Raw genomic sequence first — 18,634 nt, 5'->3', positions numbered from 1 at the left:
CCGTTCGGCGAACTGGCTCAAGGGCCTGCGCGGCGGTCAAGCTCCCTTCCCAAGGGCCGCCCCTCCATCCGCGGCGGCCAATTCGCGTAACCGGGAGTTCGGTCATGGTGCAATTCGCCGCCAACCTGACGATGCTCTACAACGAGCGTCCCTTTCTCGACCGATTCGCCGCGGCGGCCGATGCCGGCTTCCGTGGGGTCGAGTACCTGTTTCCCTATGATTTCCCCGCCGACGCGCTGGCCGAGAAGCTGCGCCAGCATGGGCTGACCCAGGTCCTGCACAATCTGCCGGCCGGCAACTGGGGCGGCGGCGAGCGCGGCATCGCCATCATGCCCGACCGTGTCCAGGAATTCCGCGACGGCGTCGCCCGCGCCATCGACTATGCCGGCACGCTGGGCTGCAAACAGGTCAACTGCCTCGTCGGCATCCTGCCGCAAGGCGCCGACGCCGCCGCGGCCGAAAGCACGCTGGTCGGCAACCTCGCCTATGCCGCCGACGCGCTGGCCGGCGCCGGGATCAAGCTTCTGATCGAGCCGATCAACACCCGCGACATCCCCGGCTTCTACCTGACCCGCACGAAACAGGCGCTGGACCTGATCGACAAGGTCGGTTCCAACAATCTGTACGTGCAGTACGACATCTACCACATGCAGATCATGGAAGGCGATCTGGCCCGCACGATCGAGGCCAACCTCGCCCGCATCGCCCATGTCCAGCTGGCCGACAACCCCGGCCGCTTCGAACCGGGCACCGGCGAGATCAATTATCCCTTCCTGTTCAAGCATCTGGACGCCATCGGCTACAGCGGCTGGGTCGGCTGCGAATACAAGCCGAAGACGACGACGGACGAGGGGCTCGGCTGGTTCGCCCCCTACAGGACCGAACCGGCGAACGCCTGAAACGCCCCCAACATCACGCGAGAAAGGACCAAAGTCATGAAGGTCGGATTCATCGGTCTCGGCATCATGGGCACCCCGATGGCGGGGCACCTGCTGGACGCCGGTCACACGCTCTATGTCCACGACATCAAGCCGGTCCCGGCCGACCTGACCGACAAGGGCGCCATCCCCTGCCCGAGCGGCGCGGAGGTCGCGGCGGCGGCCGAGGTCATCATCACCATGGTGCCGGACACCCCCCATGTCGGCGCCGCCCTGTTCGGCGAGAACGGCGTCGCCGCCGGCCTGTCGTCGGGCAAGATCGTGGTCGACATGTCCTCGATCTCGCCGATCGAGACCAAGGAATACGCCAAGCGCATCAATGACCTGGGCTGCGCCTACCTCGACGCGCCGGTGTCGGGCGGCGAGGTCGGCGCCAAGGCCGCCTCGCTGACCATCATGGTCGGCGGCCCGCAGGAGGCCTTCGACACGGTCAAGCCGCTGTTCGACAAGATGGGCAAGAACGTCACCCTGGTCGGCGGCAACGGCGACGGCCAGACCACCAAGGTCGCCAACCAGATCATCGTCGCGCTGACCATCGAGGCGGTGGCCGAGGCCCTGCTGTTCGCCTCGAAGGCCGGCGCCGATCCGGCCAAGGTCCGTCAGGCGCTGATGGGCGGCTTCGCCTCCTCCCGCATCCTGGAGGTCCATGGCGAGCGGATGATCAACCGCAACTTCACCCCCGGCTTCCGCATCGAGCTGCACCAGAAGGACCTGAACCTGGCGCTGAGCGGCGCCAAGGCGCTGAACCTGTCGCTGCCGCACACCGCCAGCTGCCAGCAGCTGTTCAACGCCTGCGCCGCGCAGGGCGGCTCGGCCTGGGACCACTCCGGCATGCTCCGCGCGCTGGAACTGCTGGCCGGGCATGAGGTCGGGTCGAAGTGAGGTGATGGGGCGTCGTCGGCGGACGGTGCCCCACCCTAACCATTGGCCCACCCCTCATTTGTGTGCATTCTACCCGCCCCGCTCCCGACGCGACCATGAGCACCGCCATGACCACCGAAGCCCTGCTCCACGACCTGTTCCAGGCGGCCCTCACCGCGGTGACCGCCGAGACCCGGCTGCCGGCGGCCCTGCCGCAGCCGCCGAAGGGCCGCACGGTGGTCATCGGTGCCGGCAAGGCGGCGGCGGCCATGGCGAAGACGGTGGAGGACCATTGGCCGGGCCCGCTGACCGGTCTCGTCGTCACCCGCTACGACCATGATCTGCCGACCGAGCGGATCGAGGTGGTGCAGGCCAGCCACCCGGTGCCCGACGCCGCCGGGCAGGAGGCCGCGCGGCGCATCGTCGACATGGTGCAGGGGCTGGCCGCCGACGACCTCGTGCTCTGCCTGATCTCCGGCGGCGGCTCCGCCCTGCTGGCCCTGCCGGCGCCCGGCATCACGCTGGAGGACAAGCGCGCCGTCGCCAAGGCGCTGCTGAAGAGCGGCGCCGACATCGGCGAGATGAACTGCGTGCGCAAGCACCTGTCGGCGGTGAAGGGCGGCCGGCTCGCCGCCATGGCCCACCCGGCCCGCGTCGTCTCGCTGCTGGTCTCCGACGTGCCGGGCGACGATCCGTCGGTGATCGCCAGCGGCCCGACCGTGCCCGACCCGACCAGCTTCGCCGACGCCCGCGCCATCCTGGCCAAGTACAACATCACCCCGCCGCCCGCCGTCGCCGCCTTCCTGGAGGCCGCGGAGGACGAGACGCCGAAGCCCGGCGACCCGCGGCTGAGCGGCGCCGAGACCACCATCATCGCCACCCCGCAGGACGCGCTGGAAGCGGCGGCGGCGCTGGCCCGCGACCGCGGCTACACCCCCGTCATCCTCGGCGACGCCATCGAGGGCGAAGCGCGCGAGGTCGCCAAGGTCCATGCCGGCATCGCCCGGCAGGTCGCCCGCCACGGCCAGCCGGCGGCGGTCCCAGCCGTGATCCTGTCCGGCGGCGAGACCACGGTGACCGTGCGCGGCCAGGGCCGCGGCGGCCGCAACGTCGAATTCCTGCTGGCGCTGGCGGTGGCGCTCGACGGCCAGCCCGGCATCTGGGCCGCCGCCTTCGACACCGACGGCATCGACGGGACGGAGGACAATGCCGGCGCCATCCTGCGCCCCGACACGCTGACCCGTGCGGAGGAGATGGGCCTCGACGCCAAGGCCTTCCTCGCCGACAACGACGGCTACAGCTTCTTCAAGGCGCTGGGCGATCTGGTCGTCACCGGCCCGACCCGCACCAACGTCAACGATTTCCGGGTGATCGTCATCGACCGGACATGATCGACCGCAGCTGACGGCGGGGCGGCCTACAGCGAGAAGGTCGCCACCACCGGCGCGTGGTAACTGACCGGCGAGGGCTCGTCGGCATGGTCGACCTCGTCGGTCAGATCCTCGTTGTGGATGGCGATGTCGCGCAGCCGCTCGGTCAGGCGCGGCGAGGTCATCAGATGGTCCAGCAGCACCGCCGTGCCGGCATGCAGCACGGTGTAGCGCCGCTCCTCCGGGATCGCCTCCTCCAGCGGCTCCAGCACGCGGCCGGCCAGGTCTGGATTGCCGGTGAAGTCGGAGGCGGCGCGGATGATGCGGACGGCGGTCTGCTCCAGATCGGCGTTGCAGTCGCCGGCCACCACGATCAGCGCGTCGGGATCGGCGTCGAACAGCCGGTCCACCGCCATCCGCGTCTCCAGCGCCTGACCCGCCCGCTTGATCGAGGCGAGATAGAAGCCCTCGGCCCAGCCGGACGCCGTCCTCCAGGTCTGGGCGCTGGTCTTCTGCCCCGGCACCGGCGCGGCGATGGGGGCGCGCAGATGCAGGTCGAAGACATGCAGGATGCGGCCGTCCGGCATCTCCACCTCGGCATGCAGCAGCGGCCGGTCCCAGCCGACCTCCGTCTCCGTGTCCGCCGCCGGGTCGGCGGTGGCGAGGCGCACGCGGGCCGGCGGCACCAGATGATGGCGCAGCAGCCGCGCCGCCCGGATCGGCCAGCGGCTGACGATCACCGGGTTGTGGCGGTCGGCCGGCGACGGGCCGTCGCCGGCGGTGACGTGGTAACCGGCATAGCGCGTGCCCTCCAGCAGGCGGGACAGCGCGCGCAGGGTCCGCGGCTCGCTCTTCACCGGATGCTGGGCGTCGACCTCCTGCAGGCAGAGGATGTCGGCCTCCAGCCGCTCCAGCTGCGGGCGCAGCGTGGCGATCCGCGCCTCGAAGGGCGGCTCGTCGGCATCGTCGTCCAGGTTTTCCAGGTTGAAGGTGGCGATCCGGAACAGCGTGTCGGCCATGAAGGGCTCCGCGGAAGGACGGCGGGTGTCGGCGGCGCAGCCCATCGCTGACGAAACGCCGCCGGTCGAGCTTATCAGAACAGCTCGACGTCGCCTTCGATCCGCGATTTGCGCAGATGCTCGATGTAGGACGATTCGTTGCGGGCGATGTCGTGCAGAGTCTCGTCGCCGATCAGCCGGCGCTGGCTGCGCCCGCTGGTGGGAAAGAAGCGCACGGCGCGCGGGCTGGCGCCGCCGACGTCCCAGCTGACGGTGGGAATGCCCTCCGTCGCCAGATACTCCATCACGAATTCGACGTTGCGCTGGCCGATGTTCGCGGTGCGCAACGTGGTCAGGTTGACGTTGGCCCCGCCGAACAGCTTGGCGCGCAGCCGGTCGCGCCGGCCGGTGACCTTCAGCAGCCGGTTGATCAGTTGCTCCATCGCCGTGGCGCCGTAGCGCGAGGACAGCGACAGCGTGTCGCTCCCGGCGTCGGGCAGCAGGAAATGGTTCATCCCGCCGATCTCCGCCACCGGATCATACAGGCAGGCGGCGACGCAGGAGCCCAGCGTGGTGGTGATGACGACGTTCGGGTCGTCGGTGACGACGCAGCCGCCGACGACGATGTTGACGACCTCCGCCCCCAGCCGCCGGTCATGATAGCGGTTGGCGGCGACGTCCTGACGTTCCAGCCGGCGGCGCAGCACGTTGCGCGCGGTAGAGGTGCAGGAACGGTCTGTCATCATCGGGTCTGGGGTTCTCTCTGCCGGGTGTGCACGGATATGGGGCGGCCGGGACGGCGATCAATCCGTTGCAGGCCGCTTGAGACCGATTCAACTTTGATCTGCATTTTAGCGAAGGCGCGATCTTCCCTCCTATGACTTATGTCAGTCAATAGGTGGAAACCCACCGCTCCAGAATCTCGCCCTGCAACCGGCGGGCACCGGCGGCCCAGGCGCGCGCCTCCGCCGGCGTCGCGGTCACCCGGCGGTCGAGCGCGGCATCCATCGCCGCGCGGCGCGCCGGATCGGCGATGAACAGGACGAATCCCAGCCTCCGGCCGCTGGCCGCCGTCAGCAGCCCGGACAGCCCCTTGACGTAGGCCAGCGTGCCCGATTTGGCATGGACGCCGGGGGGCAGCGCCTTGCCGTCCTCCTCCCCCGGCAGCAGGTCCCACAGGGCCGGTCCGCCGGCCTGCAGCAGCGCCGCCATCTGCCGCGGCGTGGCGCGCGACCCGGTGCCCAGCCCGGAATGGTTGGCCAGCCGCAGACCATTCCAGCTACCGCTCCAGTTCACCGCTCCGACCGGCTGCCGCGTCAGCCAACGCTGCAGCAGCCCCGCCGACCGGTCCAGGGTGGTGGCAGACGGATCCAGCCGGCGCGACGCGGCCAGTCCGATCACTTCCGCCGACAGGTTGTTGGAATGGCGCAGCAGGCCACGTGCCAGTTCCGCCAGCGGCAGGCTGTCCAGCACCGCCAGAGCCGCCCCACCCGCCGCCCCACCCGCCGCCCGGCCGACGACGGGCGCCGGCAGGGCGATGCCGGCATCGGCGGCCAGCCGGCGGAACAGCATGGCGGCGGCCAGCCCCGGCCGCGCCACCGGCACCCAGGCGCCCCCCGCCTCGCCGGAGGAGGGCGGCGCCATCAGCCAGCGGTCCACCCCGTCCGGCAGCAGCGGAAAGCCTCCGCCCATCGCCATCGGCCGGACCGTGACGCTGTCCAGCGGCAGCCGCCCGGCATCGGCCACCGTCAGCGCGTCCGGCCCGGCAGGAGTGCCGCCGCGCCGCCAGTTCAGCAGGGCGCGGTTGTAGTTCAGCGACAGCGCCCCGACCCCGGTGTTGTAGGGCGCGGCCCAGGGCTGTCCGGAATCGATCTCCGCCAGTTCGGGCAGCAGCGCGGTGTCGTACAGGAATCTCCCTTCCACCTGCCGCACTCCGGCGGCGCCAAGCGCGCCCAACAGCTGCAGCAGCCCTTCGGTCGCCAGGGCCGGATCGCCGCCGCCCTGCAGGATCAGGTCGCCGCGCAGCACCCCGCCCTCCAGCGGCCCGGTGCCCAGCAGGCGGGTGGCGAAACGGTGGTCCGGCCCCAGCAGCGCCAGCGCCGCCGCCACCGTCGGCAGCTTCGCCACCGATGCCGGGATGAAGGCGGTGTCCGCCGCCTGCTCCTCCAGCGCCCGGCCGCTGTCGGGATCGAACAGGAAATATCCGACCGAACCACTTTCTAAACCATTGGTGGTTCGTGACGATCCTGCCGCCCAGGCCCCGCCACCCGGCAGGGCCAACGCCCCGAGCGCGCCCCCGAACAGTCCGAGGAACGGGCGGCGGCCCAGCAACGACCGGGGCGACGGCGGGGGCGGGTTGGAGTCCGAATGGAAACTTGCGGTCAAGGTCCGGGTCTTTCCGCTTCTGATGTTAAGGTTCATAAAGTATTTTGGTGAAAAATCGCTGGAAATAGCGGATGGGGACGTAGCCGGACACCATGCCGGATCGGGCATGGCCAAGGGGGGACGCTATGGCGATGTCCAAACGGCGCGAAGCGCGCTTCGAGGTGGTGGTCGAACAGGGCGGCAAGCCCAACATCGACGGCGTCTTCGACGACGAGAAGTCGGCGACGGAACGTGCCAACTTCCTGTTGCGGCTTGCCAAGTTCCCGGTGGTGCGCGTGGTGAAGGTCACCGGCACCGGACGGGAGGAGACGATCTTCCAGAAGACCTCCTCCGGCGGCGCCAAGCTGACGACCATTTCGCCGATCGACAGCGCCAACCTCTGCACCGACGTGCTGCAGGTCTTCTCCTTCGACAGCCGGATGACCCTGCTGCGATTGCTGCGCGGTTACTGGGACGACCAGGGCGTCATTCCGTCGGAGCAGCTGCACCGCTACTATCCGTTGCGCTACTTCGAGCGCGAGGCGCTGCTGTTCAACCCTTCGATCAGCCGGCTCGCCACCCTCCAGGCGCCGATGCTGGGGGTGAAGCCGCATGAGCGCTACGACCAGCTCAGCCGTCTGTTCACCGCGCTGAAGGACCTCGCCCAGAAATCGGAGACGCTGGCCCCCTTCGACCAGGCGCTGATGCGCGGCGGGGTTTCCGGCCTGCTGCTGGCCGCCGTCGACCGCCCGGTTGAGGAGCGCGACCGCATCGTCACCCATGCCTTCGGCACCCTGCTGGAACCGCACCGCGAATGGGGGGCCAAGCTGTCCGCCGTCCTGCGCCTGCACAATGAGGAGGACGGCGAGAGCACCCGGCTGGTCGACGAATTCGCGGCGGAAATCACCGACGGGCGGGAGCCGATCCGCGCCCTGATCGGCTATTCGCCCGACCTCGCCTCCGCCATCCTGGCGCTGCTGGCGGCGCTGCGCGGCGACCTGGACGACCGGCTGCCCCACACCGAACCGCTTCTGGCCCTGTCCAACACGCTGGCCTCCGACGGGACGGGGCTCGGCTTCGCCCGGACGCGCGAGGCGCTGCTGCATCGCATCCGCGGCGGGCTGGACGGGCTGACTCCGCTGACCCGCACCGGGGCGGCCAGCGACGCCCGCGCCTTCTCCGCCATCGTCGACGGCATGATCGCCTTCGACGGCTACATGGGCGGCCCGGCAATGGCGGAATCGCTGACCCGCCGCGGCAAGACCGTGTGGGCGGCCGGCGGCAGCGACCTGCCCTTCGAAGAGACGATGACGCGGCTGGCCGGCCGCTTCAACACGGCGGCGGGGCGGCTCGGCTACCTGCTCGACCTCGGCGCCAGCCCCTACGGCCACAAGAAGATCAGTGTCGTCATCCAGCGCGTCGCCGACGAGTTCAACCGGGTCAAGACCGCGGCGGAACTGGCCGCCCCCGGCGCCTCCATCCAGGAGGTGCGCGAGGGGCTGGGCCGCCGCCTGCGCGCCGCCGGCATCCCGCGGGCTCTGGCCGACGGGCTGATCGCCAAGATCGCCGCCATTCCCGACGACCGGCGCGTGTCGGTGACCGGCAGCGGCGTTGTGGCGGGTCAGCGCCTGGCAGCGCAGCCGACGGACATGACCGTCGACATGCAGGCTCCGCCGACGCCGGCCCCCCGCCTGACGCTCAGCTACCAGGGCCGGACGGTGGCCCTGCGCGATGCGGGCGAAGACGTCGTGATCGGCCGTTCCGCCGACTGCGGGATCGTGCTGGACCATGCCTCCGCCTCGCGCCGGCATGCGGTGGTGCGGCTGCGCGACGGCGCCTTCACGCTGGAGGATCTCAGCCGCAACGGCACCCGTCTGGTGCCGCAGGACGGCGAACAGCGGCTGCTGAAACTGGGCGACGTGGCACCGCTGTCCGGCCGGGGGGAGATCGTCATCGGCTCCCTCGACCTCGGCGAACATCCGGCGCGCATCGCCTGGGATCTGTCGGGACGCTGAAAGGCCGCTCAGTCGCCGGCGCAGGCTTCGGCCGCCAGTTCCGTATTGGCAGTCATCCGGTCATCCAGCATCGCCACCGCCCACACCGCCAGACCGCCCAGCGCCAGCGCCGCACCGACCCAGCCGGTGGAGGTCCAGCCCCAGCCCGCCGCGATCGCCATGCCGCCCAGCCAGGGGCCAAGCGCGTTGGCGGCGTTGAAGGCGCTGTGGTTCAGCGCGGCGGCCAGCGTCTGCGCATCCTCCGCCACATCCATCAGCCGGGCCTGCAAAGGCGTGCCCAGCCCGCCGCCGCAACCGATCATGAAGACGACCACCGACACCAGCCAGACATTGCCGGCGGCGAAGGGATAAAGCGCCAGCGACCCGGCGCTCCACAGCAGGATGAAGGCGACGGTCGGCATCAGGGCGCGGTCGGCGGCCCAGGCGCTGACCAGCGTGCCGACGGTCATGCCGGCGCCGAACACCGCCAGCACCACCGGCACCACCGCCGGCGACACCTGCGTCACCTCCATCAGGGTTGAGGCGACATAGGTGTAGACCGCGAACATGCCGCCGAAGCCGATGGCGCCGATGCCCAGCGTCAGCCAGACCTGCCGCCGCTTCAGCGCCCCCAACTCGCGCAGCGGGCTCGACTCCGGGTGCGGCCGGTCGTTCGGCGCGAAGATCCAGACCAGCAGCACCGTCAGCAGGGCGAGCAGCCCGACGACGCCGAAGCCCCAGCGCCAGCCCAGCACCTGCCCGATCCAGTTGGCCATCGGCACGCCGACGATGGTCGCCACCGTCAGCCCCAGCATGGTCCGCGCCACCGCCTGCGCGCGGCGCTGCGGCGGCACCAGCGAGGCGGCGACCAGGGCCGCCACGCCGAAATAGGCGCCGTGCGGCAATCCGCTCAGGAAGCGGAAGACCAGCATCCAGCCGTAGGAGGGCGAAAAGGCGCTCGCCACGTTGGCGGCGGCGAAGACCGCCATCAGTCCGATCAGCAGGGTCCGTCGCGCGACCCGCGCCGCCAGCACCGCGATCACCGGCGCGCCCACCACCACGCCCAGCGCATAGGCGCTGATGACGTGGCCGGCGGTCGGCTCGTCGATGCCCAGGCCCTGGGCGAAATAGGGCAGCAGGCTCATCGTCGCGAATTCGGTCGTTCCGATGGCGAAACCGCCCATGGCGAGCGCAAGCAGCACCAGCCCGGGATGGGCCGGGGCCAGCTGTGCCCCGGCACGCATGTCGCCGTTATGGGCGGCAGAAGCCATGATCGTTACTCCGCTGTCGCGCAGGATGGGGACGGGAAAGGCCCGGCGGCAGGGAGGGACGGAAAGCAACCGGGGCGAGGTCAGGATATTTGCCGGACCCCCGATGAGGCAATCCGCCGCAGGCCGTCATTTCCGCAGGTGCGAAATGAGCGGCGGGCATGGCTGACGGCCGGTTCGTCCCGGCGAAGCGGCCCGTCCGGGCCGCCCGGCCTTGCCAGTCAGGCCACTGCCGCCATCGGCGTCAGGCCGCGCGTCAGGCGCTCCACCTCGCGGTCGAACGCCTCCTGATCGGCGTCGGACAGGTCGAACTTCACATGCAGCCGGTCGTGCTCGCTGGATTTGATCCGGGCGGTCAGCGGGCGGGCCACCCCGTCGATGCGCAAGCTCAGCGTCCGGCCGGTCACGCCGCCGATCATCTGGTCCGGCACGCCGGTCAGCATGGCGCCGCCGGCCGACAGGTTGGCGATGGTGGCGCGCATCGGGCCGGCGCCGGCCCCCTCGAGCACGCAGCCGACCGACAGGGCGAAGCGCGGGCGCTGGCGGCGGTCGACATCGGCGGTGGCGGTGCGGACGACGCGGATCAGCACGTTGCGCAGGGCATCGATGCCGCCGGCCACGTCGGCGGCGACCGTCCGCACCTCTCCGGCGCGGCTCTGGGTCGCGTCGGCCTCGGTGGAGACGCGGCCGATGCGCACCGACACCTCCTTCGCCGCGTCGCTGGTCTGGCTGACGGAGCGGGCGATCTCCTGGGTCGCGGCCGCCTGCTCCTCCACCGCCGCGGCGATGGAGGACGAGATGCCGGCCACCTCGTCGATGGTCTCCGACACCTCGCCGACGGCGCCGACGGCCGATGCCGTCACCGATTCCACCTCGGCGATCAGCGACCCGATCTCCTCGGTCGACCGCGCGGTCTGGCTGGCGAGATTCTTCACCTCGTTCGCCACGACGGCGAATCCGCGCCCGGCCTCGCCGGCGCGTGCCGCCTCGATGGTGGCGTTCAGCGCCAGCAGGTTGGTCTGGCTGGCGATGTCGCCGATCAGCCGGGCGACCGCGCCGATCCGCTCGACCGAGGCCGACAGCCGTTCGATGGTGGACCGCGCCAGCCCGGCCCGTTCCACCGCGCGGCCGGTCACCCGCGTGGCGGCCGACACCTGCATGCCGATGTCGCCGATGGACGCCGACAGCTCCTCCGTCGCGGCGGCGACGGTCTCGGCATTGTTCAGCGCCTGCTGGGCGGCGGCGGCGACGTTCTGGGCGTTGTCGCTGACCTGCACCGCCGACTCCGCCATGGCGCCGGCATTGCTGCTCATGCGGTTGGTGCGTTCGGCCACATGGTCGACGGCGACGCGGGTCTCGCGCTCCACCTTCTCCGCCATCGATTCCAGCGCCTGGCGCCGCTCTTCCTCGCCGCGGCGGCGCGTCTCCTCCTGGGCGGCGCGCAGGCGCGCGTTCTCCTGCGCGCCTTGCTGGAACACGCGGACGGTGTCGGCCATGTGGCCGATCTCGTCGCGGCGCTCGGTCAGGCCGATCTCGACCTCCAGGTTGCCGCCGGCCAGCGCCACCATGGCGCGGCGCAGCCGCTCCATCGGGCGGATCATCGCCGCCTCCAGGAAAACGACGCAGGCCGCCGCCATCAACAGGATGGCCAGCCCGGCGCCGATCAGGGTCAAGCGCAGCCCGTCCGCCGTCTCCCGTACCGCCTCGATGCCCGCGGTCAGTTCCGTCAGCCGGTCAGAACTGACGGCGACCACGCTGGCGCCCAGCGCCTCCAGGCTGTCGCCCATGGCGTCGGCGACCTTGTCGAACTGGCCCATGATCTGGTTGCCGGCCGCCGGGCCGCCGTCGACATAGGCCTGCGCCATGCGCCGGCCCATCTCGTAATAGGGGCCGAAGGCCTTGTGGGTGCGCTCGATCTCCGCCACCACCTGCGGCAGCTTCAGCGCCCGCGCAAGTTCGGTCGCCCTGGTGGTGTGCTCTTCGAACCGGCGGGCGTAATCCGCCGCCTTTTCCGGGCCGTCGTTCATCCCGTCCAGCCCGCGGGTGGCCGACACGTCGGTCAGCCACTGCTGCGTCTGCACCACGTCGAACCGGATCTCGCCCACCAGCGAGACCAGGGGAATGACGCTGCCGACCACCTCGTGCGTCTCGCGCTGGACATCGGACAGGCGGTCGGTCTGCCGCCCCATGTCGCGCATGGTGAGGACAGAGGACAGGCCGACCGCGGCGAAGACGAACACCGCGACCGCCACAACCTTCGCCCGGATGGAAATGACGTGGAGAATGTTGCCGGCAGCGATCATGTTGAGGACTTCACTGGTTAAGAGTACGAATGATCGGCAGCAGCCGACCACCACGCACTCTAGACCTTCCAAGCCATTCCGTCACCGATAACACTGATGATACTAAAGATCTGCGACCGCAGGCCGCTGTTTTTCCTTGAGAAATTACCTCATCCACATCCAGAAACAAAGTAATCGTCAGAGGGATGTTTCATTTCCTCATACCGCCGCATGTTCCGCTTGGCTGCCGGCCGCCGGCTGGACATGGGACGACAGCGCGTCCAGCGTGGCGTCGGCAACGGGACCGAGCGCTTCGGCCAGCGGATCGCCGGCAGGGCAGCCGCCGAGGCTCTGCACCCGCTGTTCCAGCAGCGAGGCCAGACGGCTGAGCCGCACGGCGCCGACGTTGGCCGCGGTTCCCTTCAGGGTGTGGGCCATGCGGACCAGGGGCGCCCCATTCCTTCCGGCCCCATCGCGAATCGCGGCCACGCTGTCGTCCACCGTCCGCCGGAAGGCGGTCACCGTCTGGATCCAGGCCTCGTCGCCGATCACCGAGCGCAGCGAGTCGGCCTGTTGGGCATCCAGCAGCGGCGCCGTGCGCCAATGCTCCGGGTCCCTGGCGCCGGGCGATGGGTCGGAGGATGGGGCGGGCGGCGGGACGGGCGGCAGCAGGGCGGCGGCCGGCCTGGGAGAGGACTGCTCCGCACCCCGTTGCGTCGGCGCGGCGCCTCCCGATCCGGCGTCCCCCCCAACCTCCGCCCCAGCCTCCGCCCCAACCTCCGGCGTCCGCGGCGCAGCCGCCGTCGCCAGAACCTCATACAGGTCGGCCGACACGATGGGCTTCGTCAGATAGGCGGTCATGCCGGCGGCGAGATATTCGGTACGGTGGCCGGGCATGACGTTGCCGGTCAGCGCGACGATCGGCAGGCGGCCCGCCTCGCCCGGCATCGCGCGGATGTGCCGGGTGGCGGTGACGCCGTCCATCACCGGCATCTGCACGTCCATCAGGACGAGGTCGAAGCCGCCCTCCTCCACCAGCCGCACCGCCTGCAGCCCGTCCTCCACCGCGGTCACGCGATGGCCGGCGCGGCGCAGCATGGTGACGACGATGTCGCGGTTGATCTCGTTGTCCTCGGCCACCAGCACATGCAGGCCCGCAGCAGCCGGAGTTTCCGAAGCGCCGGCCGGCACCGGTTCCGGCGCGCAGGGCACGGAGAGCACGCCGGCCGACGGATCGGCGGCGGGTTCGCAGCGGACGGTGAACCAGAAGGTGCTGCCCTTGCCCTCGGCACTGGTGACGCCGATGCGCCCGCCCATCAGCGTCACCAGCTCGCGGCTGATCGCCAGCCCCAGCCCGGTGCCGCCGAAGCGCCGGGTGGTGGAGCTGTCGCCCTGGGTGAAGCGGCGGAACAGGGTCGGCTGCACGTCCTCCTGGATGCCGATCCCGGTGTCGGCCACCTCGAACCGCAGGAAGAAGGCGCCGGCCGCCGGCACCTCCCCCTCCAGCCCGACCCGCACGGCGACGCCGCCGCGGTGGGTGAACTTCAGCGCGTTGCCCACCAGATTGACCAGCACCTGCCGGATGCGGCGCAGGTCGGCGCGCACGCGGTCGGGCACGGCGGGCGCCACCTCCCGCGTCAGGATCAGGCCGCGCCCGCAGGCGGCCGGTTCCAGCAGGTCGATGCTGTCGCCCAGCACCGCGCGCAGTTCGAAATCGACCGGCTCGACCTCCGCCTTGCCGGCCTCCAGCTTGGACAGGTCGAGGATGTCGTCGATGATCTGCAGCAGCGCGTTACCCGACCGGTTGGCGACGTCCAGCAGCTGGCGCTGGTCGTCGTTCAGGTTCGGCCCGTCCACCAGGGCGAGCGCGCCCAGAACCCCGTTCATCGGCGTGCGGATCTCGTGGCTCATCGTCGCCAGGAATTCGCCCTTGGCGCGGTTGGCCTGATCGGCCGCCTCCTTGGCGCGGCGCAGGCTGGCCTCGATCTCGCGCTGGGCGGTGACGTCGCGCAAAGCGCCGGTGACGTAACGGCGGTCGCCCTCGCGCCAGCCGGCCAGCGTCACCTCCAGCGGGAACTCGCTGCCGTCCTTGCGGCGGCCGGTCAGCTCCCGCACCTCCGACCGCGGGACCGAGGCGTCGCTCTCGCGGTATGTGGCCAGCAGCCCGTCATGCACCGCGCCGACGGCGCTCGGCATCAGCCGGGTCATCGGCCCGCCAACCACGTCGGCGGCGCGGTAACCGAACAGCCGCTCCGCCGCGCGATTGAAGGCGTCGACGGTCCCATGTTCGTCGATGGTGACGATCGGCTGGCCGACCGCCTCGAACATGGCGCGGTAGCGGGCTTCACTGGAGGCCAGGCGGTTGGCCGCCAGCTCCCGCTCGGTGACGTCGGTGGCGGAACCGCGATAGCCGCGGAAATGACCGCCCTCGCCGAAGACCGGACGGCCGCTGACGCTGAAATAGCGCAGGCCGGCCGCCGTCATCACCCGGTAGCGGAAATTCCGGAACGGCTCCCGCCGTTCCATCAGCCGGTGGTGCCGCTCCCACTTGGCGGCATCCCCCGGCTCGCGCAGGGCCACATCCTCCCGCCGCAATCCGATGGGCAGCGTGCCGTTGGCGACGTGCGGAACCAGCGGCCCGACCAGATGGGAGAACCGCAGGTCGGCGTCCATCTCCCAGAACCAGTCGGAGGCGGTCTCCGCCTGATCGCGGAACCGCTCCTCGCTCTGGGCCAGCTGGCGGGCCAAGGCCGCGAGCCGCGCCGCCTGCCGCGTCGCCAGCAGCGCCATGCCGACCAGCACGACGCTGCAGGCGGCCGCCGCCAGCAGATAGAGCCGCTGCCGCGTTCTGGTGTCGGCCAGGAAGGACGCCTCGTCGAAGGCGGCGATGACGATCAGCGGATAGGTCGTCAGGGTCCGGAAGGACTGGAGACGCGGAATGCCGTCGATCACGCTGGTGACGCGCAGGAATCCGGTGGGCTGGCGGCGCGCCATGAGCTGAACCGGCGATTCGCCGACATCCCGGCCGACGATGCGGTCGTTCATCTGCGACCGGGCGCGCAGGATGCCGTCGGTTCCGACGATCGCCACCGCCCCGTTGGGGCCGACGTCCAGTTCCTCCAGCGAGCGGCTGAAATAGAAGGGGTCGATCGACGCGACCAGCACCCCGGCGAAGCTGCCGTCGTCCTTGTCGACGCGCCGCGTCAGCTGGATCGACCATTTGCCGGACGCCCGGCCGAACACCGGCTTCCCGATGAACAGCCCGGCATTGGGGTTGTTGACGTGGACGCGGAAATGCTCGCGGTCGGCCAGACGGACGCGGGCCGGCGCATCCTCCACGCTGGTGTGGATGAGATCGCCGTGCTCGTCGATCACCGCCAGCTGGAGCAGGATGCCCGAGCGCTCCACCGCCTGGCGCAGCATGCGGGTCAGGCCCGGGGTCCAGCCGTCGCCATGCTCGTGGAAGTCGTCGATCAGGAACAGCAGGATCTGGTCGGCTTCGGCCATGGTCCGGGTCGCCTGCTCGGCGACGACGCGGGCGAGGTTGCCGCTGTCGCGCTCGGCCCGCGCCATCGCCTCGGCATCGTCGTAATGGGCGAGCGCCAGGGCAGCCGCCCACAGCCCGGCGGCGATCACCAGGGTCGCGGTCCAGATGGCGGCGATGAAGCCTTGCAGATGAAGGCGCCCGCCCATCAGCGCCGCTCTCCCGCATCGTCCGCGTGCCGCGGACCGCCTGCATCGTCCGCGTGCCGCGGACCGCCCGCATAGTCCGCGTGCCGCGGACCGCCCGCGGCGAGCGCCGCCACCCCGCGCGCCAGCCGCGGCAGATCGACCGGCAGCGGCAGCAGCAGGTCGGCCGGCCCGCCGGCCTCGGCCCCCAGCCCCGCGGAAGCGGGGCCCGCCGCGGCGTAGAGGACGCAGGGCAGGTCGGTCCGCAGCGACTTCAGGCGGCCGGCCAGCGCCCGGCCGGCCGGAAGCGCGCTCAGTCCCGGCCCGATCACCACCGCATCGAAGAAGCCCGGCTCGTCGGTGACGACCTCCAGCGCTTCGCGAAGATCCTCGCAGACCGAAACCTCAAACCCCTGCCGCTCCAGCCCGGCCTGGAACCGGTCGCCGGACGCAGGATCGGCATCCACCACCAGGATCTTGTATGTCGGCGCGACATGGTGCCGGGCCGGGGCTTTCGCCCCATACGGAAAGGACGCCGCCAGGGCTGAAGCTGGGACCGGGGCCGGCGATGCGGCCGGAATATGCAGCCGCACCGCCATGCCTTCCGCCGGGTGGGTCAGCAGGCTGAGGCCGCCGTCGTGGCGCCGCGCCGTCTGCAGGGCCGCCGGCCAATGGGCGTCCTCCGTCCCGGCCGACTGGCCGCGGCGATAGCAGGCGCGGGCGGCCAGCAGGGGATCGGCCAGCCCCGCCAGAACCTCGTCCGCCAGCGGCGGGCCATCGACCCGCAGTTCGAACAGGGCGTGCGGACCGGACAGCGGCGTCAGCAGCGGTCGGACGGTCCAGCCGGCCGCGACGGCGTCGGCATCCGGATCGTCCGCGTCCGCCGGGAAGAAGGCGCGCAGGCAGAGCCGGGCGTCGCCGCCCCTGCCGGTGGCGGTGAGGATCTCCGCCGCCAGTCCGGCCAGCGTCCGCGCCAGCAGGCCGGCGTTGCAGATGGGGTCGGGCGTACCGGCGTCATGACGGATGGAAAGGCTGCCCGGTGCCGCCGGTACCGAGCGCAGAAGCGTCGCGGCCTCGTCCACAACCGTCGCGGCCCGTTCGGGCTTCAGATGGACCCGCTCCGTCCTGGCTTCCGCCACCAGCCGGCGGAGGCCGGTGCGGGCGCGGTCGACGGCAGCGGCGGCCCGGCCCGCGTAATCGGCCTGGGGCGAGCCTTCCGGCAGGTCGCAGACGAGGAAGTCGGCATAGCCGGCAACCGCGCCCAGCGTGTTGTTCATGTCGTGGACAATCGCGCCGGCAAGGTCGGCCCGGGCATCCATCGCCGCGATCTGCTGGCCGCGCAGCCGCGCGTTCGCCTGCCGGCCACACTCCCGCAATGCTTCCTGAAGGGCGGCGATGTGGGCGGCGTTCGCGGCGGAAGTATCCGCCTCCGGCACCTCCGCCCTGTCGGCCGATGCGGAGGGAAGCGGCTCGGGATGGACCTGCGGCCTTTCGTCTCCGGCGGGACGGCGGCGCGCGTTCCGGATCGACAGAAGCGCCAGCCCGCCCGCCGCACCGCTGCCGGCCGCCGTCAGGGGAAGCAGCCAGGGCAACGACTCGCGCAAGGGGGCGAGCGCCGGCAGCAGAAGCACCGCCGCCCCGGCCAGCGCGGCGATCGCCGGCGCCGCCATGCCGCTGCCGGAAGCGCCGGCCGGAACCGCCGGAACGGTTCGGCCCACTCGTGGCCCGGACAGGGAATGGTCGGATGGGCTCATCAGCGACTCGGAATGCGGCCGTATTGCGGTTGCGTCCGCCCCAACGGCGCCGGACGAAAACGGACGGCCGGGCCAGTGGAGCGAGGGCGAGGTGACCATACCAGAAAGGGCGGGATCATGCTGCTGGGACCACCCCTATACGGTCCCCCATTTGCCCCAACATGCGACCATGCCACTCATCCACCATAGCCCGGGCAGGCGGCGGGTCAGGGCGACGCTTCGTTCAGGCTGCGCGACAGCAGGCCGGCCTGCTGGGCGCGGCGCACGGCGTCGGTGCGGTTGCGTGCCCCCAGCTTGCGCAGGATGCGGCGGGTGTGCAGCTTGACCGTCACCTCCTGAAGGCTCAGGTGCCGCCCGATCTCCTTGTTGGTGGCGCCGGTGGCGAGCATCGACAGCACCTGCTGCTCCCGGTCGGTCAGGGGGGACGACGGCGCCCCCTCCCCCTCCGCGGACGGCCCCTCGCCCTCCTCCGCCTCGTCGATGTCGAGCGACAGGTCGGTCATGTGGATCAGGTCGAGCGCCACGCATTTCGGCACGAAGCTGCCGCCTTCCACCACCAGACGCAGGGCCTGGGCCAGGACGCGGCGCGGCGTGGTCTTCGGCAGGAAGGCCTCGGCGCCGCATCGCAGCACCTCCAGCGCGGTCAGCGCATCCTCCGCCCCGGTCACGACGGCGACCGGCCCCTGGACCCCCGACCGGCGCAGCACGCTGATCGGGTCGCTCCCCTCCGCGCCCGGCATGCGCCAGTCGAGGACGATGAGGTCGTACCGGAAGACCGCAGCGGGAACGTCGTCGCCCAGGTTTCCCGCGGCCGGCAGTTCCAATAACGAACCGATGCAGCCGACCTCCGCATCCGGCCATGCCTGACGGATCGACAGCTCGAGCGCGTCCCGGAACAGGGGGTGGTCGTCTGCCACCAAGATCTTCATCAGCCAGCCTCCGCCACCTTCGGCCAACGCTCATCCAAAGGTATCAACATTCCCTTTTATGCCGGCCGAAATCTTAAGTTTTCGTGGCTTTGCCATATTTCACGTCGGTCATATTCCGCAGCCGCTTCCGGCACGGCTTTTCCGGGGCCGCGGGATAATACCCCCGCTATCCCATTTCCCGCCGCCGCTATCCCAGACACAGCGGGT

At 71.0% G+C, this 18,634-nt stretch carries 12 protein-coding genes; 4 read left to right on the top strand and 8 right to left on the bottom strand.

Annotation, left to right across the window (positions count from 1 at the left end):
* The first annotated feature begins 104 nt into the window (after positions 1-104).
* The 3 genes from hyi to FZ938_RS24820 all read left to right on the top strand — a co-directional run bounded on the left by hyi (position 105) and on the right by FZ938_RS24820 (position 3,190).
* Positions 105-899: a hydroxypyruvate isomerase gene (hyi, locus tag FZ938_RS24830; RefSeq protein WP_149201095.1), complete on the top strand. Its 795-nt coding sequence runs from the start codon at positions 105-107 to the stop codon at positions 897-899.
* Between the two features lie 36 nt (positions 900-935).
* Positions 936-1,820: a 2-hydroxy-3-oxopropionate reductase gene (glxR, locus tag FZ938_RS24825; protein ID WP_149201094.1), complete on the top strand. Its 885-nt coding sequence runs from the start codon at positions 936-938 to the stop codon at positions 1,818-1,820.
* Positions 1,821-1,927: 107 nt separating this feature from the next.
* The gene (locus FZ938_RS24820; RefSeq protein WP_149201093.1) at positions 1,928-3,190 is read left to right on the top strand and encodes a glycerate kinase type-2 family protein; all 1,263 of its coding nucleotides are present in this window, start codon (positions 1,928-1,930) and stop codon (positions 3,188-3,190) included.
* A 26-nt stretch (positions 3,191-3,216) separates the two neighbouring features.
* Here FZ938_RS24820 and FZ938_RS24815 read toward each other — a convergent pair whose 3' ends face one another.
* From FZ938_RS24815 to FZ938_RS24805, 3 genes are all read right to left on the bottom strand, one after another.
* Positions 3,217-4,188, bottom strand: a complete 972-nt coding sequence (locus FZ938_RS24815) for an endonuclease/exonuclease/phosphatase family protein (protein WP_149201092.1) — start codon at positions 4,186-4,188, stop codon at positions 3,217-3,219.
* Between the two features lie 74 nt (positions 4,189-4,262).
* Positions 4,263-4,913 carry a chemotaxis protein gene (locus tag FZ938_RS24810; RefSeq protein ID WP_149201091.1) on the bottom strand — a complete coding sequence of 217 codons (651 nt, stop codon included), beginning with the start codon at positions 4,911-4,913 and terminating at the stop codon, positions 4,263-4,265.
* 145 nt (positions 4,914-5,058) lie between these two features.
* Positions 5,059-6,552 carry a D-alanyl-D-alanine carboxypeptidase/D-alanyl-D-alanine-endopeptidase gene (locus tag FZ938_RS24805; protein ID WP_246457293.1) on the bottom strand — a complete coding sequence of 498 codons (1,494 nt, stop codon included), beginning with the start codon at positions 6,550-6,552 and terminating at the stop codon, positions 5,059-5,061.
* 125 nt (positions 6,553-6,677) lie between these two features.
* On the opposite strand from FZ938_RS24805, the gene FZ938_RS24800 reads away from it, so the two are divergent.
* Positions 6,678-8,546, top strand: a complete 1,869-nt coding sequence (locus tag FZ938_RS24800; RefSeq protein WP_149201089.1) for an FHA domain-containing protein — start codon at positions 6,678-6,680, stop codon at positions 8,544-8,546.
* Between the two features lie 8 nt (positions 8,547-8,554).
* On the opposite strand, the gene FZ938_RS24795 is transcribed toward FZ938_RS24800, so the two are convergent.
* The 5 genes from FZ938_RS24795 to FZ938_RS24775 form a co-directional block, all read right to left on the bottom strand.
* A complete protein-coding gene (locus tag FZ938_RS24795) occupies positions 8,555-9,796 on the bottom strand; it encodes an MFS transporter (protein ID WP_149201088.1) in 1,242 nt (413 codons plus the stop codon).
* A gap of 218 nt (positions 9,797-10,014) precedes the next feature.
* Positions 10,015-12,096 (bottom strand): methyl-accepting chemotaxis protein, encoded by a 2,082-nt coding sequence (locus tag FZ938_RS24790; protein WP_246457292.1) that lies wholly within the window; start codon positions 12,094-12,096, stop codon positions 10,015-10,017.
* 198 nt (positions 12,097-12,294) lie between these two features.
* The gene (locus FZ938_RS24785; protein WP_149201087.1) at positions 12,295-15,768 is read right to left on the bottom strand and encodes a PAS domain S-box protein; all 3,474 of its coding nucleotides are present in this window, start codon (positions 15,766-15,768) and stop codon (positions 12,295-12,297) included.
* Positions 15,768-17,498: a response regulator gene (locus FZ938_RS24780; RefSeq protein WP_149201086.1), complete on the bottom strand. Its 1,731-nt coding sequence runs from the start codon at positions 17,496-17,498 to the stop codon at positions 15,768-15,770. Before FZ938_RS24780 ends, FZ938_RS24785 begins: the two co-directional genes overlap by 1 nt.
* Before the next feature lie 206 nt (positions 17,499-17,704).
* A complete protein-coding gene (locus FZ938_RS24775; protein WP_149201085.1) occupies positions 17,705-18,427 on the bottom strand; it encodes a LuxR C-terminal-related transcriptional regulator in 723 nt (240 codons plus the stop codon).
* Between the last annotated feature and the right edge of the window lie 207 nt (positions 18,428-18,634).

The organism is Azospirillum oryzae, from assembly GCF_008364795.1.
Taxonomy (GTDB): domain Bacteria; phylum Pseudomonadota; class Alphaproteobacteria; order Azospirillales; family Azospirillaceae; genus Azospirillum; species Azospirillum oryzae.
Note: the sequence above shows the minus strand (reverse complement) of the source record. Positions and strands in the feature narration are given on the sequence as shown.

Excerpts from the sequence above, each read along its gene's own strand:
- hyi (WP_149201095.1), top strand. The coding sequence starts at position 105 with ATGGTGCAATTCGCCGCCAACCTGACGATGCTCTACAACGAGCGTCCC.
- glxR (WP_149201094.1), top strand. The coding sequence starts at position 936 with ATGAAGGTCGGATTCATCGGTCTCGGCATCATGGGCACCCCGATGGCG.
- FZ938_RS24820 (WP_149201093.1), top strand. The coding sequence starts at position 1,928 with ATGACCACCGAAGCCCTGCTCCACGACCTGTTCCAGGCGGCCCTCACC.
- FZ938_RS24815 (WP_149201092.1), bottom strand. The coding sequence starts at position 4,188 with ATGGCCGACACGCTGTTCCGGATCGCCACCTTCAACCTGGAAAACCTG.
- FZ938_RS24810 (WP_149201091.1), bottom strand. The coding sequence starts at position 4,913 with ATGATGACAGACCGTTCCTGCACCTCTACCGCGCGCAACGTGCTGCGC.
- FZ938_RS24800 (WP_149201089.1), top strand. The coding sequence starts at position 6,678 with ATGGCGATGTCCAAACGGCGCGAAGCGCGCTTCGAGGTGGTGGTCGAA.
- FZ938_RS24795 (WP_149201088.1), bottom strand. The coding sequence starts at position 9,796 with ATGGCTTCTGCCGCCCATAACGGCGACATGCGTGCCGGGGCACAGCTG.
- FZ938_RS24790 (WP_246457292.1), bottom strand. The coding sequence starts at position 12,096 with ATGATCGCTGCCGGCAACATTCTCCACGTCATTTCCATCCGGGCGAAG.
- FZ938_RS24785 (WP_149201087.1), bottom strand. The coding sequence starts at position 15,768 with ATGGGCGGGCGCCTTCATCTGCAAGGCTTCATCGCCGCCATCTGGACC.
- FZ938_RS24780 (WP_149201086.1), bottom strand. The coding sequence starts at position 17,498 with ATGAGCCCATCCGACCATTCCCTGTCCGGGCCACGAGTGGGCCGAACC.
- FZ938_RS24775 (WP_149201085.1), bottom strand. The coding sequence starts at position 18,427 with ATGAAGATCTTGGTGGCAGACGACCACCCCCTGTTCCGGGACGCGCTC.